The organism is uncultured Pseudoxanthomonas sp. (assembly GCF_947498795.1).
Taxonomy (GTDB): domain Bacteria; phylum Pseudomonadota; class Gammaproteobacteria; order Xanthomonadales; family Xanthomonadaceae; genus Pseudoxanthomonas_A.
In genome coordinates this window covers 995,266-1,017,153 of record NZ_CANMLQ010000001.1, presented here as the reverse complement: position 1 = coordinate 1,017,153, position 21,888 = coordinate 995,266, and the positions used below count along the sequence as shown (strand labels likewise).

22 protein-coding genes are annotated in these 21,888 nt (G+C 68.5%); 18 read left to right on the top strand and 4 right to left on the bottom strand.

Translation table 11 applies throughout. The annotated features are described in order from the left end of the window. Positions 1-90: 90 nt before the first annotated feature. Complete coding sequence (locus tag Q0907_RS05025; RefSeq protein ID WP_299342174.1) at positions 91-864, bottom strand: DUF2189 domain-containing protein; 774 nt, start codon at positions 862-864, stop codon at positions 91-93. A 123-nt stretch (positions 865-987) separates the two neighbouring features. On the opposite strand from Q0907_RS05025, the gene Q0907_RS05020 reads away from it, so the two are divergent. From Q0907_RS05020 to Q0907_RS04975, 10 genes are all read left to right on the top strand, one after another. Then, complete coding sequence (locus Q0907_RS05020; RefSeq protein ID WP_299342171.1) at positions 988-2,163, top strand: thiolase family protein; 1,176 nt, start codon at positions 988-990, stop codon at positions 2,161-2,163. Between the two features lie 171 nt (positions 2,164-2,334). After that, positions 2,335-2,679, top strand: a complete 345-nt coding sequence (locus tag Q0907_RS05015) for a hypothetical protein (protein WP_296278315.1) — start codon at positions 2,335-2,337, stop codon at positions 2,677-2,679. 166 nt (positions 2,680-2,845) lie between these two features. Further along, the gene (locus Q0907_RS05010) at positions 2,846-3,223 is read left to right on the top strand and encodes a hypothetical protein (protein WP_296278316.1); all 378 of its coding nucleotides are present in this window, start codon (positions 2,846-2,848) and stop codon (positions 3,221-3,223) included. Between the two features lie 120 nt (positions 3,224-3,343). Continuing rightward, positions 3,344-4,951: a carboxyl transferase domain-containing protein gene (locus Q0907_RS05005; protein ID WP_299342168.1), complete on the top strand. Its 1,608-nt coding sequence runs from the start codon at positions 3,344-3,346 to the stop codon at positions 4,949-4,951. A 4-nt stretch (positions 4,952-4,955) separates the two neighbouring features. Next, positions 4,956-5,705, top strand: coding sequence for an SDR family oxidoreductase (locus Q0907_RS05000; protein ID WP_299342166.1), 750 nt, complete (start codon positions 4,956-4,958; stop codon positions 5,703-5,705). Between the two features lie 161 nt (positions 5,706-5,866). Continuing rightward, positions 5,867-6,403, top strand: coding sequence for a polymer-forming cytoskeletal protein (locus tag Q0907_RS04995; RefSeq protein WP_299342164.1), 537 nt, complete (start codon positions 5,867-5,869; stop codon positions 6,401-6,403). Further along, on the top strand, positions 6,400-6,768 hold the full coding sequence (locus Q0907_RS04990; protein WP_296278320.1) for a hypothetical protein: 369 nt from the start codon (positions 6,400-6,402) through the stop codon (positions 6,766-6,768). Before Q0907_RS04995 ends, Q0907_RS04990 begins: the two co-directional genes overlap by 4 nt. Before the next feature lie 66 nt (positions 6,769-6,834). Next, the gene (locus tag Q0907_RS04985) at positions 6,835-8,529 is read left to right on the top strand and encodes a molecular chaperone HscC (RefSeq protein WP_299342161.1); all 1,695 of its coding nucleotides are present in this window, start codon (positions 6,835-6,837) and stop codon (positions 8,527-8,529) included. Next, a complete protein-coding gene (locus Q0907_RS04980) occupies positions 8,526-9,230 on the top strand; it encodes a J domain-containing protein (protein WP_299342159.1) in 705 nt (234 codons plus the stop codon). Before Q0907_RS04985 ends, Q0907_RS04980 begins: the two co-directional genes overlap by 4 nt. Next, on the top strand, positions 9,227-10,591 hold the full coding sequence (locus Q0907_RS04975; RefSeq protein WP_299342156.1) for a J domain-containing protein: 1,365 nt from the start codon (positions 9,227-9,229) through the stop codon (positions 10,589-10,591). Before Q0907_RS04980 ends, Q0907_RS04975 begins: the two co-directional genes overlap by 4 nt. A 9-nt stretch (positions 10,592-10,600) precedes the next feature. On the opposite strand, the gene Q0907_RS04970 is transcribed toward Q0907_RS04975, so the two are convergent. Genes Q0907_RS04970 through Q0907_RS04960 form a run of 3 tightly spaced genes read right to left on the bottom strand, consistent with a single transcriptional unit; the run spans position 10,601 to position 12,959 of the window. Next, entirely contained in the window at positions 10,601-10,849 is a 249-nt protein-coding gene (locus tag Q0907_RS04970; RefSeq protein WP_299342154.1) for a DUF6587 family protein, read from the bottom strand. A gap of 2 nt (positions 10,850-10,851) precedes the next feature. Further along, entirely contained in the window at positions 10,852-12,717 is a 1,866-nt protein-coding gene (locus Q0907_RS04965) for a ferrous iron transporter B (protein ID WP_299342152.1), read from the bottom strand. After that, on the bottom strand, positions 12,714-12,959 hold the full coding sequence (locus Q0907_RS04960) for a FeoA family protein (RefSeq protein WP_299342150.1): 246 nt from the start codon (positions 12,957-12,959) through the stop codon (positions 12,714-12,716). Before Q0907_RS04960 ends, Q0907_RS04965 begins: the two co-directional genes overlap by 4 nt. 108 nt (positions 12,960-13,067) lie before the next feature. Here Q0907_RS04960 and Q0907_RS04955 point away from each other — a divergent pair, with 108 nt between their 5' ends. The 8 genes from Q0907_RS04955 (at position 13,068) to yeiP (ending at position 21,886) form a co-directional block, all read left to right on the top strand. Continuing rightward, positions 13,068-13,868, top strand: coding sequence for an enoyl-CoA hydratase-related protein (locus tag Q0907_RS04955; RefSeq protein ID WP_299342148.1), 801 nt, complete (start codon positions 13,068-13,070; stop codon positions 13,866-13,868). Between the two features lie 4 nt (positions 13,869-13,872). Then, positions 13,873-14,274 (top strand): VOC family protein, encoded by a 402-nt coding sequence (locus Q0907_RS04950; RefSeq protein ID WP_299342145.1) that lies wholly within the window; start codon positions 13,873-13,875, stop codon positions 14,272-14,274. Then, the gene (locus Q0907_RS04945) at positions 14,274-16,265 is read left to right on the top strand and encodes an acetyl/propionyl/methylcrotonyl-CoA carboxylase subunit alpha (protein WP_299342143.1); all 1,992 of its coding nucleotides are present in this window, start codon (positions 14,274-14,276) and stop codon (positions 16,263-16,265) included. The genes Q0907_RS04950 and Q0907_RS04945 overlap by 1 nt, the downstream gene beginning before the upstream one ends. After that, a complete protein-coding gene (locus Q0907_RS04940; RefSeq protein ID WP_299342140.1) occupies positions 16,262-16,888 on the top strand; it encodes a hypothetical protein in 627 nt (208 codons plus the stop codon). Before Q0907_RS04945 ends, Q0907_RS04940 begins: the two co-directional genes overlap by 4 nt. Further along, complete coding sequence (locus Q0907_RS04935; RefSeq protein ID WP_299342139.1) at positions 16,888-17,799, top strand: hydroxymethylglutaryl-CoA lyase; 912 nt, start codon at positions 16,888-16,890, stop codon at positions 17,797-17,799. The genes Q0907_RS04940 and Q0907_RS04935 overlap by 1 nt, the downstream gene beginning before the upstream one ends. Beyond that, positions 17,796-20,348 (top strand): EAL domain-containing protein, encoded by a 2,553-nt coding sequence (locus tag Q0907_RS04930; protein WP_299342137.1) that lies wholly within the window; start codon positions 17,796-17,798, stop codon positions 20,346-20,348. The genes Q0907_RS04935 and Q0907_RS04930 overlap by 4 nt, the downstream gene beginning before the upstream one ends. 159 nt (positions 20,349-20,507) lie before the next feature. Further along, positions 20,508-21,278, top strand: coding sequence for an SDR family NAD(P)-dependent oxidoreductase (locus Q0907_RS04925; RefSeq protein WP_296278333.1), 771 nt, complete (start codon positions 20,508-20,510; stop codon positions 21,276-21,278). 41 nt (positions 21,279-21,319) lie between these two features. Continuing rightward, entirely contained in the window at positions 21,320-21,886 is a 567-nt protein-coding gene (gene yeiP / locus Q0907_RS04920; protein ID WP_296278334.1) for an elongation factor P-like protein YeiP, read from the top strand. Positions 21,887-21,888 lie beyond the last annotated feature (2 nt).

Here is a 21,888-nt window from a genome sequence, read left to right as displayed (position 1 = left end):
ATCGCCCTCGACGCAGGACAAGCCGAACGGCGCTAATGTCACTAACGTCACTCTAACGGGGTGCAGTGCCGGTCCTCGTGCGTCGATGCGTCAGGGCAGCGACGGCCACCCGGACGCATCCAGCGTGTCGCGATACGCGTGCCACGTGGCGTAGGCAAGCCAAGGCATCAGTACCGCCAGTCCCAGGAATGCCGTGGCGAAGCCGATCGCCGTCACGGTCGCCAGCAGCAGGCCCCAGAGCAGCATCACCCGCTTGTTCCGCATCACGGCATGGACGCTGGAAACGGCCGCCGTCACCATGTCGACGTCGCGGTCGGCGATCATCGGAAGCGAGAACGCCGTGACCGCGAAGGTCAGCGTGGCGAACACGGCCCCGACGCACGACCCCAGGGCAAGGAACTCCCAGAACACACCCGGATCGCTGCCGTCGAAAGGGAAAAAGGCACTGACCATCATGCCGGCGCGCGACCACAGCAGGATGATCACGCCCTGCCCCAGCGCGTAGACGCCCGCCTGTCCCAGCACGCGCCGCGCCAGCACGAAGGAATCGGCCAATCTCGGCGCGCGCCCCTGTTCCAGCGCGCGACTGACGCAGTAGAGACCCACGCAGATCAGCGGAGCGACGAAAACGAAACCCGACAGCAGGGTCGCCAGCAAGGCGAAGCGCCCCAGCGCATACCCCAGCCAGGCCACCCCGATGCTCACCAGCACGATCGCCCCGCCGAACGACAGGGTCAGCGCCGGGGCACGGCAGACGTCGCGCCAGCCCGCGCGCAGCCAGCGCCACGGCGCACCCGAGTCCAGCGCCTTGCACGGAACGACGAACGCGCGCGGCGCCGGTTCGGTCGATGGCTCGTTTGACATATCCAATCCCCTTGCGCCACAGCATACGCCGGCGGCCGGCTGCCTCCTGTACCAACGGCCGATTTGCCGGCCGTCGGCCCGGGGCGGGATAATCGGGATCTCACTCCACGCGGGAAGTCCTCCATGTCCGACATCGTCATCGCCGCCGCCAAGCGCACCGCCATCGGTTCGTTCCTCGGCCAGTTCAACGGTGTGCCCACCCCGAAGCTGGGCGCCGCCGCCATCGCCGCTGCGCTGGAGCAGTCCGGCATCCCGGCCGCCGACGTGTCCGAAGTGATCATGGGGTGCGTGCTGCCCGCCAACCTGGGCCAGGCACCGGCACGCCAGGCCGCGCGTGCGGCGGGCATCCCGGACGCCGCCGGCGCCACCACCATCAACAAGGTATGCGGCTCGGGCATGAAGGCCATCATGCTGGGCCACGACCTGATCAAGGCCGGCTCGGCCAGCATCGTCGTCGCCGGCGGCATGGAATCGATGAGCAACGCGCCCCACATGCTCCCCAACTCGCGCGCGGGCAACCGCTACGGCAATTTCCAGGCGGTCGACCACATGGCATGGGACGGCCTTACCAGCCCGTACGACGGGCAGCCGATGGGCGTGTTCGCGGAGGCGACCGTGGACAAGTTCGGGTTCAGCCGCGAGGAGCAGGACGCCTTCGCCATCGAATCGGTCACCCGTGCCCAGGCAGCGCAGGCGTCCGGCGCGTTCAACGACGAGATCGTCCCGGTCAAGGTCGCCACGCGGAAAGGCGAGGTCGAGGTGGCCACCGACGAACAGCCGGGCAAGTCCGACATCGCCAAGATCCCCACGCTGAAGCCCGCCTTCAAGAAGGACGGCAGCGTGACCGCCGCCAGTTCGTCGAGCATTTCCGACGGCGCCGCCGCCACCGTCCTGCTGAGCGCCGACGAAGCCGCTCGGCGCGGCCTGACGCCGCTGGCGAAGATCGTCGGTCATGCTACGTATTCGCAGGCGCCGGAGTGGTTCACCACCGCCCCCGTCGCCGCCATCGACAAGCTGCTCAAGCAGGTCGGGTGGACGATCGATCAGGTGGACCTGTTCGAGGTCAACGAAGCCTTTGCCGTCGTCGCCATGGCGCCGATCAAGGAACTCGGCATCCCGCACGCCAAGGTCAACGTCAACGGTGGCGCCTGCGCGCTGGGCCATCCGATCGGTGCGTCGGGCGCCCGTCTGGTGGTCACCCTGGTCAACGCGCTGCGCGTTCGTGGCGCCAAGCGCGGCGTCGCCACGCTCTGCATCGGCGGCGGCGAGGCGACGGCGATCGCCGTCGAGATCGCCTGAGTTTTTGCGCAGTTGCGGGGGGCGAAGCGGCCGGCTTTCGCCCGCCCCATAAGGTTTAACAACGGATTGACAAAGATAACCGGCCAACCGCTTGACAGCCGTAATGGGCTTGTCATCATGTTGCAGGCGCGCAATTGCGCGTTGCCTAACTAACGACGAGGAAATGCAACGATGACCATGAACAAGGCTCTGATCGCGCTGGCTCTGGGTTTCGCCCTGGCTGCGTGCTCGAACCAGGACCAGGCTGCTGACGCCGCTGCCGACGCCGCTGCGACCGCCACCGAAGCCCAGGCTGCCGCTGACGCCGCCGCTTCCGCTGGCGAAGTGACCGCCGACGCCGCCCAGCAGTCGGCCGACGCCGCTGCCACCGCCGCCGACGCCGCTGCCACCGCCGCGACCGACGCTGCCGCCGCCACCACGACGGAAGCTGCTGACGCTGCTGCCGACGCCGCTGCCCAGGCTGCCGACACCGCCGAAGCCGCGACCGACGCTGCCAAGGAAGCCACCAAGCAGTAATCTGCTGGCGGTTGCCTGATTTAGCGTTAAACTGAGAAAGCCGCCAGTTCGCTGGCGGCTTTTTCTGTATCCGGGTCTGGCTCCCGGTTCGCCTCGTCGGTTTGAGACGGACGGACGTCGCCATCCCGGCGCCACTTTCTTCCACACTACCGATTTGGGGATCCACATGAAGATCAAGAGCACCGTGCTGCTGGTTGCCGCCGCCCTGGCCCTGAGCGCCTGCACCAAGAGCGAAAACACCGACGCCGCTGCTGCCGACGCTGCCGCCGCTGCCGACCAGGCCGCCGCTGCTGCGGGTGATGCCGCTTCGGCTGCCGGCGACGCCGCTTCCGCCGCTGGCGACGCCGCCGCTGCCGCGACCGCCGATGCCGCTGCTGCCGCGACCGCCGCCGCATCCGACGCCGCCGCTGCCACCCAGGCTGCTGCCAACGACGCGACCGCCGCCGCTGCTTCGGCCACCGCCGACGCTGCCCAGGCGACCGCCGACAAGGCGGCTGAAGTGGCCGACAAGGCCGAAGCCAAGGCTGAAGAAGCCAAGAAGTAATCGCGTCGCCTTCGTGCGAACCGGAGAGGCCCGCGCAAGCGGGCCTTTCTTTTTGCACTGCGGTTTGGCGCATGCAGGGCTTTGTGGTCTGATGCCGCCTTCCCCGCACTGTCCTGTCGCATGCCTGCCATCACCTCGCATCTCGATCCGCGCTCGCCCGAGTTCGTCGCCAACGCCGCTTACCACCGCGTGCTCGTGCAGGAACTCGACCGCCGGCTGGCGCGTGCCGCGGATGGCGGTGGCGAGAAGGCCCGCGCCAAGCACACCGAACGCGGCAAGCTGCTGGCGCGCGAGCGCATCACCGCCCTGCTAGATCCCGGCTCTCCGTTCCTGGAAATCGCGCCGCTGGCCGCAGAGGACATGTACGACGGTGCCGCGCCGGCGGCCGGCATGGTCTGCGGGATCGGCCGGGTCATGGGCAACGAGGTGGTAGTCGTCGCCAATGACGCCACCGTCAAGGGGGGCACCTACTTCCCGATGACGGTAAAGAAGCACCTGCGGGCACAGGAAGTGGCGCGCGAAAACCACCTACCCTGCATCTATCTGGTCGATTCCGGTGGCGCCTTCCTGCCGCTGCAGGACGAAGTCTTCCCGGATCGCGAGCACTTCGGCCGCATCTTCTACAACCAGGCGCGCCTTTCCGCGGAGAACATCCCGCAGATCGCGGTGGTGATGGGCAGCTGCACCGCCGGCGGCGCTTACGTGCCCGCGATGTGCGACGAGAGCGTGATCGTGAAGGAACAGGGCACGATCTTCCTCGGCGGCCCGCCGCTGGTGAAGGCGGCGACCGGCGAAGTGGTCGATGCGGAGGCGCTGGGTGGCGCGGACGTGCACACCAGCATTTCCGGCGTGGCGGACCACTTCGCCGAAGACGACCGCCACGCGCTGGAGATCGCGCGCGGCATCGTCGGCCACCTCAACCGGCGCAAGGCCATGCCGGTCGCCGTGCGCGAGGCGCGCGAGCCGCTCTACGCCACCGACGAGCTCTACGGCATCGTGCCGAAGGACACGCGCCGACCGTTCGATATCCGCGAGGTCATCGCGCGCATCACCGACGGCAGCGAGCTGGACGAATTCAAGGCGCGCTACGGCAAGACGCTGGTCACCGGCTTCGCCCACCTGCACGGTTATCCGGTGGGCATCGTCGCCAACAACGGCATCCTGTTCGGCGAGAGCGCGCTGAAGGGCGCTCACTTCATCGAACTGTGCAACCAGCGCGGCATCCCGCTGGTCTTCCTGCAGAACATCACCGGATTCATGGTCGGTCGCAAGTACGAGAATGCCGGCATCGCGAAGGACGGTGCGAAGATGGTCACCGCCGTCGCATGCTCGAGCGTGCCGAAGTTCACCGTCGTCGTCGGCGGCAGCTTCGGCGCGGGCAACTACGCCATGTGCGGGCGCGCCTACGGTGCGCGCTTCCTGTGGATGTGGCCGAACGCGCGCATCAGCGTGATGGGCGGCGAGCAGGCGGCGAGCGTGCTGGCGACGGTGAAGCGCGATGGCATCGAGGCCCGCGGCGGCGCGTGGAACGCCGACGAGGAAGAAGCCTTCAAGGCGCCGATACGCGACCAGTACGAATCCCAGGGCAGCCCGTGGTACGCCACGGCCCGGCTGTGGGACGACGGCATCATCGAACCCGCCGACACGCGCCGGGTGCTGGGCCTGGGCCTTTCCGCCTCGCTGAATGCACCGATCCCGCCGGCGAAGTTCGGCGTCTTCCGGATGTAGCGCGGTGACGGCACGGATCGTGCTGGTCACCGGCGGCGGGCGCGGCACCGGCGCCGCCACCGCGCTGCTGGCGGCGGAACAGGGCTATGCCGTCGGGGTCAACTTCCGTCGCGACGAAGAAGCCGCGCAGGCCGTCGTCCGCAAGATCGTCGACCGCGGTGGACAGGCGCTCGCTCTGCAAGCCGATGTGGCCCGCGAGGCCGAGGTGGTGGCGATGTTCCGCCGGCTCGACGACGCATGGGGTCCACTCGGTGCGCTGGTCAACAACGCCGGCATCCTGGAAACACAGTCCCGCGTGGACGCGCTGGCGTCCGCGCGCATCGAGCGCATCCTCGCCACCAATGTCATCGGCACCCTGCTGTGCTGCCGCGAGGCGGTGCGACGCATGTCCACCCGGCACGGCGGTCACGGCGGCGCCATCGTCAACGTCTCGTCGGTCGCCGCCAGGACCGGGTCGCCCGGGGAGTACGTCGACTATGCCGCGTCGAAAGGCGCGGTCGACAGCCTGACCGTCGGCCTGGCGCACGAGGTGGCGCAGGAAGGCATCCGCGTCAACGCGGTCCGGCCCGGCTTCATCCATACCGACATGCATGCCGATGGCGGCGAGCCCGGCAGGATCGACCGGGTCAAGGCCTTCGTGCCGATGCGTCGGGGCGGACAACCGCATGAGGTCGCGGAAGCGATCCTGTGGCTGCTGTCGGAGCGGGCCAGCTACACGACAGGGGCCTTCGTCGACATCGCAGGCGGGCGCTGATGCCTTGTCAGGGTTGTGAGCGGCGCGTACACATGCCCTACTGCGCGATGAACCGGACTTTCCCCCGCTTGGCGATCGGCCTGATTGTCCGCACGGGTCACAACGTGGAACTCCGCCAGCCGCGATAGTCCGGTGTCCACGTCAACTGGAGCATCCCCTGCATGTCCATCTGGAAAGACCAAGGCCCCGCGAAGAAGGACGCCGCCCCCCTGCCGCCCGAGCCGTCGCCGGTCCCGCTGCGCGATACGTCTGCCGCCGACTTTTCCCCCGCCGTCACCGCACCGCCGGGCACGCGGCCGGTCGAGCGCGTCGCGCCAGCGGAATCGCTGAAGGAGTCTTTGATCGCGGCAGACCTGACCATCGAGGGCAAGATCGAGGGTACGGGCCACATTCGCATCGCCGGCCGTTTCAAGGGCGACGTGAACGTGCAGGGCGACCTGACCATCGAGACCGGCGCCAAGCTCAACGGCGGCGTGCGGGCGAAGAAGGTCACCATCGCCGGCGAACTCGAGGGCAACATCGAATCCGCGGCGCGCGTCGAACTGCTCGCCTCGGGCGTGCTGGTCGGTGACGTCAAGGCGGGGTCGCTCACCGTGGCCGCCGGATCGCGGATGCGCGGCCAGGCCGACTTCGGCTGGGATGAGCCCGCGGCCAAGGCCGGCAAGTCCGGCAGCACGGAGCCCGGCGCCGCCGCATGAGCCAACCCCGCCCCGGCACTGCCGGCGCCACCCGTACCTGCCCGCACTGCAAGGCGACCATCCTGGAGAGTGCGGCGGTCTGCCCCGGCTGCCGCCACCACCTGCGCTTCGAACCCGGCGCGGGCGCCAACGCGGCGCCCGCGCTGACTCCGCTGCGGATCGAGGGCACGCTGCAACCGCCTGCCGAAGGCGCGGCCTGGGAATACAGCGTCGTGCTGTCCATCCGCAACGACCGGGGTGAGGAAGTGACGCGGCAGGTCGTCGGCGTCGGCGCCATGCAGCCGCACGAGCAGCGCAGCTTCGTGCTGTCGGTCGAACTCAACCCTGCGACGGGGAAGGCGACAGGTCGGCGCACGCGGCACTGACGCCCTCCCCGCCGCCACGCTGCCCGGCTACACTCGGTGTCGACAAGGACGCCAGCAGGGGGCTGGATGATCGTCGGCATCGATCTTGGGACCACGCATTCGTTGATCGGCTACCACGGGCCCAACGGTCCCGTGCTCATTCCGAACGCGCTGGGTGAACTGCTGACACCCTCCGTGGTGAGCGTGGACGCGGACGAAACGCTCATCGTCGGACGCGCCGCCGTGGACCGCCTGATCACCCACCCGCAGCGCACCGTCGCCAGCTTCAAGCGCTGGATGGGTACCAACCGCGTCACCCGCCTCGGCCAGCATGCGCTGCGCCCCGAAGAGCTGTCGGCACTCGTGCTGCGTGCGTTGATCGCCGATGCGGAGAGTCACTTCGGCGCGCCGGTCACCGAGGCCGTGATCAGCGTTCCCGCGTACTTCGGCGACGCCCAGCGCAAGGCCACCCGCATCGCCGGTGAACTGGCGGGCATCAAGGTCGAACGGCTCATCAACGAGCCGACCGCCGCCGCCATGGCCTACGGACTGCAGCAGCGCGACGGCGGCGGCCGCTTCCTCGTCTTCGATCTCGGGGGTGGCACCTTCGATGTCTCGATCCTGGAAATGTTCGATGGGGTGATGGAGGTCCACGCCAGCGCCGGCGACAACTTCCTCGGCGGCGAGGATTTCCTTTCCGCGCTGCGAGACGCCTGCCTGCGCGAACTCAGGATCGAACCGAAAGACCTGACAGCCAGCGAGGACGCCCAGCTGAGGCGCCGACTGGAGTCGGCCAAGCGCGAACTTTCGAACACATCCGGCGGCCCGGTCGATGTGGATTTCGTGGTGGGCGGAGCGTCGAGCCGCTGGCAGGTCGACGAGGCGGGCTTCTCGCGACTGTGCGAGCCGCTGGTCCAGCGCATGCGCGCACCGTTGGAGCGGGCCATGCGCGACGCGCGGCTGGCGCCCGGGCAGTTGGACGACATCATCCTGGTCGGCGGTGCATCGCGGATGTCGCTGACCGCGCGCCTCGTGTCGCGCATGTTCGGTCGCCTGCCGTTGCGGCACATCAACCCGGATGAGGCGATCGCGCTGGGTGCGGCCGTTGCGGCCGGAATGAAGGCGCGCGACGAGTCGCTGGAAGAGATCATCCTCACCGACGTGTGTCCGCATTCGCTGGGCGTGGATACCGCGCAGGACGACGGACATGGGCAGGTCACCACTGGCCTCTTCTCCCCGATCATCCATCGCAACGCGACGGTGCCGGTCAGCCGCGTCGAACGCTACCAGCCGATGCGCGACCTGCAGACGCAGGTGGAGTTCAACATCTACCAGGGCGAGAGCCCGCGGGTAGAGAACAACGTCAAGCTGGGTACCATCTCGGTGAAGGTCCCGGCACGCGCAGCGCGCGAGAATCCGGTGGACATCCGATTCACCTACGACGTGAACGGTCTGCTGCAGGTGGAAGCCACGATCGTGGCGACCGGCCAGACGCATGAGGTCGTCCTGCAGCAGAACCCCGGCGTACTGACGCCGGACGAGATCCGCCAGCGCCTGGCCGCGCTGTCGGAACTGAAGGTGCATCCACGCGACCAGCAGGAGAATCTCCTGGTGATCGCGCGTGCCGAACGCCTGTACGAAGAGCTGCTGTGGGCACGTCGCGACCTGCAGGATGCGCTGGTGCGCTTCCGCGCGATCCTGGACGGCCAGGACCCCCTGCAGATCCGCGAACACCGCAGCCAGTTCGCCCGGATGCTCGAGCACATCGAGTCGCAGGCGTGAGCGTGTGGCCTTTCGAGGCGCTCGGCATCGACGCAGACGCGGACGAACGTACGGTCAGGCGCGCGTACGCCCGACTGCTGAAACGCCACAGGCCCGACGATGATCCCGAGGGCTTCCAGCGCATCAACGAGGCCTACCAGGCGTGCATGCACCGGCTGGGCGGCAATGCGCCCGCAGCACGATCCGACACGGGCATCGACACATCGCCCGCGCTCCCTGCCGTCGAGCGGGCCACGATTCCCGCCGAGCCTGATCCTGTCGACGCTCCCCGGTTCGAGATCGGCATGTTCATCACTGCGCTATCCGACGTTTCGCGCACGGCCAGCGGCCGCGATGTCCTCGGATGGCTTCAAGCCCACCCGGCGTTCTATTCGGTCGGCGCGCGCGAAGCCTTCGCCCACCAGATCGTCTACGCGTTGCTTCAAGCGCCGGCCCTGCCACCGCGGCACATGGCGGCCGTCCTCCACTTTCTGGAACTGGACATGCCGGGGCCCGCACGCGCGCGTCTTGAACCGTTCGTCACGGCACTGGAGCGGCACGCGCACATGACGCTCGAGGATGCCCACGCAATACGCAGACCCTATACGGAAGCCTCGCCACCCTCGTCGTCCAGCCACTTGGCGTGGATGTTCGGCGGTGCCATCTGGATCGGGTTGCTGGCGATGCTGTCCGTGTCCCGCTGCTCCGGAGCCGCGGCGTGAGCGACGCGTTTTCCCTCCTCGGACTGCCGCCGGACGCCGACGAGCGCACCATCAAGCGTACCTATGCGCGCCTGCTGAAGACCACACGTCCCGACGAGGATCCCGCCGCCTTCCAGCGCCTGCACGAGGCCTACCAGGAAGCGCTGTCCGTGCAGCGCGATGGCGTGCTCGAGTTCACCGCGGATGATCCGCACCCCGAGCCAGCGACAGCGCAGGATGCGTGGAAGCAGGATGCCGCGGCGATCCTTTCGCAGGCAGGCGCCTTCGACCCGTTGCCGCCAGCCGAACGGTTCGACGAGGACAGCGTGCGCGAGGCGCTAATGGCGCGGGCCGGGACGGACCTGCCCTCGGCGTTCCGCGACCACCTCGAACACCATCCCGGCTTGTACAGCCTCGACGCGAAGCAACGCGTCGGGCAGGCGATCTTCGGGAGCCTCCTCCAGGAGGATGTCCAGGTGAGGCCGGCGATACTGGCGGTGCTTGCGGACTTCTTCGGTTTCACCGCGCCGGAATGGATCGGGCGACGCCAGCAGGTGCTGGAGGCGGTAGCTTCGGAGAATACGGACGCGTTCGACGAGGACAGGCCGCTCACCATCCGGCAATTGAAGCGTCCGTTCCGATGGCCGCTCGCATTGCTGCTCGCCTGCGTGCCGGGCTTCGCATTCCGCGCCGCGCGCCTGTCGCAGCGATTGACCGCGGATTACGGCGACGACGTGCCCGGCCTGGAGGGCGAGCAACAGGCTTTCTACGAACGCCTTGCCGACCCGTTCTATGCCGGCCCGTGGCGCTGGGCCACCGTGCTGTTGACGGCCACGCTCGCGACGCTTGCCATCGTCGGCCTGTGTGCCCTGGTCGGACTCCCGTCCGAGCGGCAGCAACGCATGATGGCGCTGACCTTCATCGCCGTCGCCGCCATGCTGTGCATCTGGCATGCGATGCGTGCCCTGTGGGCCTGGCGGGAACGGCCCGCCAGCGCGCGGTCGCCCTGGCTGGCCCTGATGCCCGTCTGGCTGTCCGTCGCCGGCCTGCTGATGGCGTGGTGGCTGCCGCACGTGCCGGCACTGGCGTTCGCGCTCGTGCTGCCGGCCGCACTCGTGCATTTCCGCCAGTTCTTCGATGCATTGCGTTTCGCCATCGGCACCAGCTGGCTCGTTCGCGCCCTGCCCATGCATGACCTGCCTTCGCCGTGGTTGCTGGCGTTGGCGAGTGCGGCGATCGGCATGACGTTGTGCGACTGGGCCTATGCGGCGCGCCACCGGATCAGCATCGCGGCAGCGGCCGGCAATCGCTTGACCACGGTCGTTTCATTCATGGTGTTAGCGGGACTGGGGATCGCGGGGCTGGCGATCCGTTACGGCTGAACGGCACGCTCAACCACACCCGTCGCAGCCGCCGCAGTCCTTGCCGGCGATCCGGCCGTTGACCACGCTGCCCGCCGGTGCGATCCATCTCCCCAGGGCCTGCCGCCAGTTCGGGCTGCCTTCGCGCAACAGGGGCAGCGCCAGTGCGATCCGCGCCCTGCGCAACGGCCCCGGGAACTGCTTCTTCAGCACCACCCACGCGCTGGCCACCACCAGCATGGCGATGACGGCGTACTGCAGGGAGAGCGAGAGGTCCATGCTCAGCCGGCGCCCAGCGCACGGGCGAGCTGGTACGTCACCAACGACGCCAGATACGCCAGCGCGAACAGGTAGAACGTCGCGAAACCCATCTGCTTCCACGAGTTGGTCTCGCGCTTGATCGTCGCCAACGTCGAAATGCACATCGGGGCGTAGATGAACCACACCAGCAACGACAGTGCGGTCGCGAGCGACCAGCCGTCGCTGATCACCGGCGTCAGCGCCTGGATGGCGGCATCATCGTCGGCGGCGGAGAGCGCGTAGATCGTGGCCAGCGAGGACACCGCGACTTCGCGCGCGGCCAGGCCGGGGATCAGCGCTATGCAGATCTGCCAGTTGAAGCCCAGCGGCGCGAAGAACACGGCCATGGCATGGCCGATGCGTCCCGCGAAGCTGTAGTCGATGGCCGGCCCCACCGCGTCGGCCGGTGCCGCCGGGAAGTTCAGGAGGAACCACAGCAGGATGGTCAAGGCAAGGATGATGCCGCCGACGCGCTTCAGGAAGATCATCGCCCGCTCCCACAGACCGATCATCAGGTCGCGTGGGTGCGGGATGCGGTAGGACGGAAGTTCCAGCAGCAGCGCATGCTCGCTCTTGTCGCGGCGCCACTTCTTCATCACCCACGACACGATCAATGCGCTGGCGATACCGGCGGCATACAGGCCGAACAGCACCAGACCCTGCTGGTTGAAGACGCCCCAGACGGTCTTCTGCGGGATGAACGCGCCGATCAGCAGCGCGTACACCGGCAGGCGCGCCGAACAGGTCATCAGCGGTGCGACCAGGATCGTGGCCAGGCGGTCGCGCGGGTCCTGGATGCTGCGCGTCGCCATGATGCCCGGGATGGCGCAGGCGAAGCTCGACAGCAGCGGGATGAAGGAACGTCCCGACAGACCGGCCGATGCCATCATCCGGTCCAGCAGGAACGCAGCACGCGGCAGGTAGCCGCTTTCTTCCAGCGCCAGGATGAAGGCGAACAGGATCAGGATCTGCGGCAGGAACACGATCACGCCGCCCAGACCGGCAATGACGCCGTCGACCAGCAGACTGTTGAGCGGACCTTCCGGCAACAAGCCGCCGACCCACGCACCCAGCGCGCCACTGCCCGCCTCGATCAGGTCCATGAGCGGCGTGGCCCAGGCGTATACCGCCTGGAAGATCAGGAACATCACCACCGCCAGCGCCAGCAGCCCGAATACCGGATGCAGCAGCCAGCGGTCCAGCGCGTCCTCGATCCTGCCCGTGCGCGTGGGCATGCTCACCGCCAGCGACAGCAGGCGGCGCGTTTCCGCGTGCAGGTCTGCACCTTCCCCAAGTCGCAGGCGGGGCTCATGCGGATGTGCGGCCACCGCATCGATGCGATCCACCAGCGCACGCGCGCCACCGTGCCTGACCGCGATCGTTTCGACCACGGGCACGCCGAGCTCCCGCTCCAACGCCGCCAGGTCGATGGTGATCCCGCGTCGCTGGGCGGCGTCCATCATGTTGACCGCGAGGATCATCGGCTTGCCGAGTTCACGCACTTCCAGCGCGAAGCGCAGGTGCAGGCGCAGGTTGGTGGCATCCACGACACAGACCAGCACATCGGGGGCGGATTCGCCGGGATAGAAGCCGCGGCAGACATCGCGCGTGACCGCCTCGTCCAGGCTGGCGGCGTGCAGGCTGTACGCGCCCGGCAAGTCCAGCACCGCGTAGCTGCGGCCGGAGCCGGCGGAATGCAGCCGCCCTTCCTTGCGCTCCACCGTCACGCCGGCGTAGTTCGCCACCTTCTGCCGGCTGCCGGTCAACTGGTTGAACAGCGCCGTCTTGCCGCAGTTCGGGTTGCCGACCAGCGCCAGCCGCAACGTCGATGCTTCGGCCGCGCTCACGTCGCGCCTCCGTTGCGCAGGCGCACGCGCGCGGCTTCGGAACGGCGCAGTGCGAACCGGGTAAACCCGACCTGCACGAGCAGCGGCTCGGCGCCGAACGGACCTTTCGCGACCACTTCGACTTCCTCGCCGTTGACGAAGCCCAGTTCGCGCAGGCGGCGGGCAATGGTGTCCTGCGGACCGTGGTCCTCGACGGCGTCGACGATGGCGGGGGTGCGCCAGGGGAGTTCGGTCAGGATCACGCAAAGCCCTCAAATGCGAATTGTTCTCATTGTAGCACCGCCGCACTGCACGACGGCCGCAACGGACTGTGCCGCTATCATTCGGCGACCCAGCACGGAATGGCAGGCATGGCGGTATCACCGCAGATACACCCTCTGGCAGTGACCCGCACCGGCGCCGTGGTGCGCCTGCGGCTGGACCGCCCCACCCTCCACAACGCTTTCGACGCCGGCCTCATCGCCGCGCTGACGGCGGCCCTGGAGCAGATCGCCCGCGACGCCACCGTCAGGGTGGTGGTACTGGAAGGCAGTGGCGCGTCCTTTTCGGCCGGCGCCGACCTGAACTGGATGCGCGGCATGGCCTCGGCCAGCGAGGCGGAGAACCGCGACGACGCCCTCGCACTCGCCCGGCTGATGCGCACGCTGGACGAACTGCCGAAACCCACCGTGGCGCGCGTTCAGGGCGCTGCGTTCGGTGGTGGCGTCGGCCTGGTGGCCTGCTGCGATATCGCCATCGGTGTGCCGGAGGCGAAGTTCGGCCTCACCGAAAGCAAGCTGGGCCTGCTGCCGGCGGTGATTTCCCCGTATGTCATCGCGGCGATCGGCCAACGCGAGGCCAGGCGCTGGTTCGCCACCGCTGAGGTCTTCGATGCCGCCACCGCGTTGCGGATCGGGCTGCTGCACGAGGTGGTGGCCGCCGATGCGCTGGATGCCGCCGTGGAGCGGCAGGTCTCGTGGCTGCTGATGGCCGGCCCGCATGCGGCCGCGTCTGCGAAACGCCTGGTGGCGCGCGTCGCGAGCGGCGTGGACCGCGACCGGCTGGATGCCGACAATGCCGACCTCATCGCCGCGCTGCGGGTTTCGGAGGAAGGCCAGGAAGGCCTGTCCGCCTTCCTCGACAAGCGTGCGCCCCGCTGGGCGAAGGATTGAATCGATGATCGACCATCTGGGAATCGAAGTCGCGGACTACGCGCGCAGCCGTGCGTTCTACGAGCGCGTGCTCGCGCCGCTGGGCTATGGCATCGTCATGGAGGTGACGCGCGAAATGACCGGTCGTTATCAGGGCTGCGGTTTCGGCCCGCCAGGTCGCCCGCATTTCTGGGTCGGCACGGGCAGCGGTGCGCCCGGTCGCGGCTCGCATATCGCCTTCACCGCGGGCAGCCGCGCGCAGGTCGATGCGTTCCACGAAGCGGCGCTGGCCGCCGGCGCACGCGACAACGGCGCGCCAGGCCTGCGCGCCCACTACCACCCCACCTATTACGGCGCCTTCGCCATCGACCCGGACGGGCACAACATCGAAGCGGTGTGCCACTTGCCTGCGGATACCGACGCCTGATGTTCTCCAAGATCCTGATCGCCAACCGTGGCGAAATCGCCTGCCGCGTCATCCGCACCTGCCGCCGGCTCGGCATCCGCACCGTGGCGGTCTATTCCGAGGCCGATGCTGACGCGCAGCACGTCCGCCAGGCGGACGAGGCGGTACTGATCGGCGGGCCGCGTCCGGCCGACAGCTACCTTCGGGGCGACGCCATCATCGAGGCTGCGAAGCGGACCGGCGCCGAAGCCATCCATCCGGGCTACGGATTCCTGTCGGAGAACGCCGACTTCGCCGATGCGGTCGTGGCGGCCGGCATGGCGTTCATCGGCCCGTCCGGTGCGTCCATGCGCAAGATGGGCAGCAAGGCCGGCGCGAAAGAGCTGATGGCAGCCGCCAGCGTGCCGGTCGTCCCTGGCTACACGGGCGAGGACCAGTCACCGAACACCTTGTCGCGCGAAGCCGCGCGCATCGGCTTTCCGCTGATGATCAAGGCGGCGCACGGCGGCGGCGGCAAGGGTATGCGCGTCGTGCATCGGCTGGAAGACTTCATCGCGCAGCTCGAGAGCTGCCAGCGCGAAGCCGCCAACGCGTTTGGTCGCGACCGCGTGCTGCTGGAGCGCTACGTGCAGTCGCCGCGCCACATCGAGATCCAGGTGTTCGCCGACACGCATGGCCACACGCTGCACCTCAACGAGCGCGAGTGCTCGGCGCAGCGCCGCTACCAGAAGGTGCTGGAGGAATCGCCATCGCCGTTCCTCACGCCCGCCCTGCGCACCGCCATGGGCGACGCCGCCGTGAAGGCAGCGCAGGCCATCGACTACGCCAACGCCGGCACGGTGGAATTCATCGTCGATCCCGACGGCCGGTTCTATTTCATGGAGATCAACACGCGCCTGCAGGTGGAGCATCCGGTCACCGAGCTGGTCACCGGGCTGGACCTGGTGGAATGGCAGCTGCGCGTGGCGGCCGGCGAGCCGTTGCCGCTGGCGCAGGACGCCATCGTGCAGCGGGGCCATGCCATCGAAGTCCGCCTGTATGCGGAGGATCCGGAAGCCGGTTTCCTGCCGGGATCGGGACGGCTGGAGTCGCTGGTGCTGCCGACGCCGTCGCCGCACGTGCGCATCGATGGCGGCGTGGTGGCAGGCGACCTGGTCACCATCTTCTACGATCCGATGATCGCCAAGCTGATCGTCTGGGGCGAGGATCGGCCGACCGCACTTGCCCGCCTGCGCGATGCGCTGGCCGACTGCGACATGGTGGGGCCGAAGTCGAACATCGGCTTCCTCGAACGGCTGGCGCGCCACCCGGCCGTCGTCGAGGGCCGCATCGACACCGGCTACCTCGACCGTCACCTGGAAGAGTTCATGCCCGCCGCCACGCTGGCGCACGACCAGCAGGTGGGCGCGGCCGTGGCCGTGCTGCTGGAACAGGAAGCGTCGGCGCGCGGTGCAGGCGCCGTCTCCACGGATCCGGGCTCGCCGTGGGCCATCGCCGACGGCTGGCGGCTGGGGCATGCCGGGCGTCGACCCCTGGCCTTCCTGCACCGCGACCAGCGCTGGGACGTGCTGGCCCACGGTCATGCGGGGCGCTACGCCGTGGATATCGAGGGAGCGAGCTACCCGGTGGAGGGGGCGCGCCTGACCGCTGGGCTGCTCGAGTTGCGTATCCATGATGAGGCCCGGCGCTTCCGCGTCCACCGCCACGGCAGCCGCGTCACCCTGCACGACGGGGAGCGCCGCGCCATGCTGGAGACGCTGCCGGCGTACCGGCGCGTGTCCGGCGGCGACAGTGGCGGGGACGGCCGCATCATTGCGCCGATGCCGGGTCGCGTGGTGGTCGTCAAGGCGAAGGCGGGGGACAACGTGGAAGCAGGACAGGAACTGCTGGTGATGGAAGCTATGAAGATGGAGCTGGCCGTCAAGGCGCCGCGTGCCGGCGTGGTCGCGGAACTGCGGGTGGCCGCCGGCGACTTCGTCGAGGCCGATACCGTCCTGGTGGCGCTCGAGTGAGGTTCGCCCGGCCGTCATCGTCGCGTGTCGCCTTCGTGCTGCTGGTGGCCTGCACGCTGGGCGGCTGCGTGATGTTCGAACAGCCGCCGGCGCCCCTCGCCTGCGACCCCGCGCTGGTCGGTCGCTGGATCCCGTTGCCGGACAGCCCGCAGGACCGGGTGCCGTTGGGCAAGGACGACTACGCCGACGTCGACGCCACGTGCCGCGTGCGCCTGCACGACGAAGCGCGCACCGATGCGCCGCAGTTCACCGCACTCGGGTTCGAACTGGACGGCCAGCGTTACCTCGCCCTCGGCTATCGCGAACTGGAAGGCCTGTTCGGTACCGGCAAGGCCGCCGCGCCACCGATCCCGAAAGGCATGCCGCCCGGAGCCGTCACGCTGCTGAAATACCGCATCCGCAACGATACGCTGCAGATCGCGATGCTCGACACGGTGGACATCATGCAACGCGTGCAGCAGGGTTCGCTGAAGCCGCGCGAGGCCGACGCCAGCACGTATGTGTTCGAAGGCAGGCCCGAGCAACTTCGCAAGCTGCTGACGGACGAGCCCGCCCTGTTCGACGCCTTCGACGGGCGCGACAAGACGCTGCGCATGCGCCGTGCGAAGGACGGGAAGCGGTGATGGACACCCTGCCCGCCCCCGCGGATTTCGTCCGCATCGTCGAAGTCGGTCCACGCGATGGCCTGCAGAACGAGAAGACCCTCGTGGCCACCGCGGACAAGGTGGAGTTGATCGACCGGCTGTCGCGCACCGGCCTGCCCAGCATCGAGGCGACCAGTTTCGTCAGCCCGAAATGGGTGCCGCAGCTGGCCGACGCCGCCGAGGTCTTCACCGCCATCCAGCGACGCCCGGGCACGGCGTACCCGGTGCTGGTGCCGAACGAAACCGGCTACGACCGCGCCCGCGCCGTCGGCGTGGACGAAGTCGCGGTGTTCACGGCCGCCTCCGAGGCCTTCAACCGGAAGAACATCAACGCCTCCATCGATGAGTCCATCGAACGGTTCCGCCCGGTGCTTGAACGTGCCGCCGCCGATGGCATCAAGGTGCGCGGCTACGTCTCCACCGTGCTCGGCTGCCCGTACCAAGGCGACGTGCCTGTGGCCGACGTGGTGCGCGTGGCGCGTCAGTTGCATGCGATGGGCTGCTACGAAATCTCGCTGGGCGACACCATCGGCGTCGGCACGCCGCGCAAGGCCGCCGACATGCTCAAGGCTGTCGCTGCAGAAGTCCCGCTCTCCGCGCTGGCCGTGCATTTCCACGACACCTACGGCCAGGCGCTGGCGAACATCCTGGCCTGCCTGGAGGTGGGCATACGCGTGGTCGATTCTGCCGTCTCTGGCGCCGGCGGTTGCCCGTATGCCAAGGGCGCCAGCGGCAACGTCGCCAGCGAGGACGTGATCTATCTGCTGCACGGCCTGGGCATGCGCACCGGCGTCGATCTGGACCTGCTGGCGGAGACGGGCCGCTGGCTGGCGAGCCGTCTGGGACGCGAAACCGGCAGCCGCGTCGGCAAGGCATTGGCCGCGGCATGAACCAGAGCCGCGCCAGCGACGTCGACGTGATGGCGCTGGCCGCCGCACTCGAACGCGCGGCCGCGGCCGACGGCCCGCACGCCGATCTGTTGCGCCAGGCGCGCGACGCACTGCTGGCCAAGCAGCACGACGCGGAGACGGAACGCTCGCGCTATCGCAACCTGTTCGACGCCGTACCCGACCCGGTCAGCATCATCGCCGAGGACGGCACCATCCTGGACCTCAACCAGGCCGGCATGCTGGCGTACAAACGGCCACGCGAAGAGATCGTCGGCCGCAACATCAACGTGCTCAATCCCGACCTGCCGCGCGACCACCTGGTGCCCGTCTGGGAGACGCTCAACCGCGGCGAGACCTACGTGATCGAGGTCACCAACATGCGCGGTGACGGGACGCGGTTCCCGGTCGAAGTGCACTCGGCCAACATCAACTTCGACGGGCGCAAGAGCATCGTCGCCGTCGCGCGCGACATCAGTAGCCGCCGGCTGGCGGAAATGCGCTACCGCGAGCTGATGGAGACGATCGACAAGGGCATCGTGGTGCACAACCGCGACATGGAAGTGCAGTACTGCAACGGTGCGGCGATGCGCATCTTCGGCATCCGCGAAGACCAGCGCGCGGACCAGGAACTGGCGCTCGGCCGCTGGCATATCGTCGACGAACACGGCCGCGAGATGGCGCGCCATGAACTGCCGGCCCAACGCGCGCTCGACTCCGGCCAGATGATCGAGAGCGTACTGCTGGGGCTCTACCACCGCGAGAAGAAGCAGCTGCTGTGGCTCACCGCCACGTCGGTGCCGCAGTTCGCACCGGGCGCCAGCGTGCCGTCGCAGGTGAGCACGCTGTTCAGCGATGTCACCGAGCTCAAGCGCGACAGCGCGCTGTTCGACCGCGCGCAGTCGCTGGCGCACATCGGCGGCTGGGAATGGGACCTGGGACGCGACCGGATGTACCTGACCGACGAGGCCCAGCGCATCCTCGGTGCGGCACGCCCGCTGGTCACGCTCGCCGACATGCTGTCGTGCCTGCGCGAGACCGACCGCCGCCGCCTGCGCAGCGCGCTGGACCTGATCACCGCCGGCGGCCAGGGGTTCGACCTGGAACTGCAAGGCACGCAGGCCGACGGCCACCCGTTCTGGATCCGCGTGATCGGCGACGCCGAACCCGGCGATCCCGGCGCATCCCGCATCACCGGCACCATGCAGGACATCTCTCAGGACAAGCAGGCCGAGGAGATGCTGCGCATCCAGGCGCGCACCGACCCGCTGACCGGGCTGATGAACCGCGATGCCGTGCTAACCGAGCTGGGCGCGCGGCTGGCCGATCCGGAGCGCGCGCGCGTTGCGGTGCTGTACATCGACCTGGACCGCTTCAAGATGGTCAACGACGTGCTGGGCCACAACGCCGGCGACGAACTGCTGGTGCAGGCGTCCGACCGCATCCGCGGCGCGGTCGGCACCGACGGCATGATCGCCCGCTTCGGCGGCGACGAGTTCCTGGTGATCTGCGATGCCGGCGACGACCCGCACCTGCCCGAAACGATGGCACATGCCGTGCTCGGCGCCTTCGCCGACGCCTTCCGCTTCGGCAAGGACGAATTCGCCATCACCGCCAGCATCGGCCTGGCGATCGCGCCGGGCGATGGCCTGCGTCCGCAGCAGCTGATCCAGAACGCCGACATCGCGATGTACGACAGCAAGCATCGCGCGCGCAACGGCTGGCAGAGCTTCACCCAGGAGCTGGCGCAGCGGCAACAGGACCGCCTGCAGATTGAGACGCAACTGCGCCGCGCCGTGGACAACGAGGAATTCCGCCTCGTGTACCAGCCGCAAGTCGACCTGCGCAACGGCCGCATCATCGCCGGCGAAGCGCTGATCCGCTGGCAGAACCACCAACTGGGCGAGCTGCGCCCGGACGTGTTCATCAGCCACGCCGAAACCACCGGCGACATCGTGCGCATCGGCAGCTGGGTGCTGCGCGAAGCCTGCCGCCAGGTCGCCACGTGGCGCGACATGGGCCTGGGGATCGTACGGGTGGCGGTCAACGTGTCGTACCGGCAGTTCGCCGGCGACGACCTCGCAGAGCGCGTGCGCACCATCCTCGAAGAATTCGACCTGCCCGGCAGTGCGCTTGAGCTCGAGTTCACCGAGCGCGTGCTGATCGAGGATGCGCCCGCCACGTTGCGCACCTTCGCCGACCTTCGCCAGCTGGGCGTGCTGCTGACCATCGACGATTTCGGCGAAGGCTACAGCGCCTTGAACTACCTGCGCCGCCTGCCGATCCACGGCCTGAAGCTGAGCCCGCTGTTCACCGAGGGCGTGCCGAACAACCGGTCCGACGTGGCGGTCTGCCAGGCGGTCTCGGCGATCGCGCGCAGCTTGGGCCTGGGCCTGGTCGCCGAGGGCGTGGAGTCGGAGGCGCAGCGGCAGTTCCTGCTGAATCTCGGCGTGCCCGTCGGCCAGGGCTTCCTGTTCGCCCCCGGCCTGTCGCCCGACGAGTTCGCCCGCCGCCTTGCCGATGCGTCGCTGGAGCGGGTGCTGCACGCCTGAGCGGCGCTCGCCTGCGTGTTGTGGGAGCGACGCCAGTCGCGATGGGGCTTACCGTAAAAGGTTCGCGACTGACGTCGCTCCCACACGAGCTACTCCAGTCGTGCCACCCCCCACCCGCCATCGCGTAAAATGCCGGCCTTTCCGCAGCAGGTCCGTCGCATGCAGCTCTCTGATACCCGTGCCGTCATCACCGGCGGCGTTTCCGGCTTGGGACTGGCCGTCGCCCGGCACCTGGTCCAGCACGGCGGCAAGGCTGCGCTGTTCGACGTCAACGACGACAAGGGTGCGGCCGCCGTCGCCGAACTGGGCGACCTCAACGTCCGCTACTTCCGCACCGACGTGACCGACGAAGCCGGCGTCACGGCGAACATCGCCGCGGCCCGGGAATTCCTGGGCGGGTTGAATGCCGCGATCAACTGCGCCGGCATCCTCGGTGCCGGACGCGTGCTGGGCAAGGAGGCCCCGATGCCGCTGTCCACCTTCCAGGCGACGGTGATGGTGAACCTGGTGGGCAGCTTCAACGTGGCCAAGGCGGCCGCGGACGCGATGCAGCACAACACCCCGAACGCCGACGGCGAGCGCGGCATCATCGTCAACACGGCGAGCGTGGCGGCCTACGAAGGCCAGATCGGCCAGGCGGCCTATTCGGCCTCGAAGGGCGGCGTGGTCGGCATGACCCTGCCGATGGCGCGCGAACTGTCGCGCTTCGGCATCCGCGTGATGACCGTGGCGCCCGGCATCTTCTGGACCCCGATGGTCGATGGCATGCCGGAGGCGGTGCAGCAGTCGCTCAGCGCATCGATCCCTTTCCCGTCCCGCCTCGGCAAGCCGGAAGAGTTCGCCGACCTGGTCGCCTACATCCTCGGCAATCCCTATCTCAACGGCGAGACGATCCGCCTGGACGGCGCCGTGCGGCTGGCGCCGAAGTAAGCCATCGCTTTCCTCTTTCCTTTCCTACTGACGGTTCATCCATGAAGGCTTTTGACATCAAGAAGGGCAACGTCGTCGAACACAACGGCGGCGTGTACCAGATCCGCGACATCGAGCGCAGCTCGCCGCAGGGCCGCGGCGGCAACGTGCGCTTCCGCTTCATCATGTACAGCGTGCCGGGCGGCAACAAGCTGGATGCCAGCTTCGACGCCGACGACAACCTGAGCGAAGTGGAACTGCTGCGCCGCCAGGCGACTTACTCCTACAAGGACGGCGATGCGTTCGTGTTCCTCGACGACGAGGACTACACGCCGTACACGCTGGACGCTAACGTCATCGGCGACGACGCCGGCTACATCACCGACGGCCTGAGCGGCTGCTACGTGCAGGTGATCGACGAACTGCCGGTCGCGCTGCAGCTGCCGCAGCACGTGACGCTGGAAGTGGTGGAGACGCCGCCGGAACTGAAGGGCGGCACCGCCACCAAGCGCCCGAAGCCGGCCAAGCTCAATACCGGCATCGAGATCATGGTGCCGGAGTACATCACCAACGGCGAACGCATCCTGGTCAACACGACCACCGGCGAATTCGGCGGCCGCGCGGACTGACC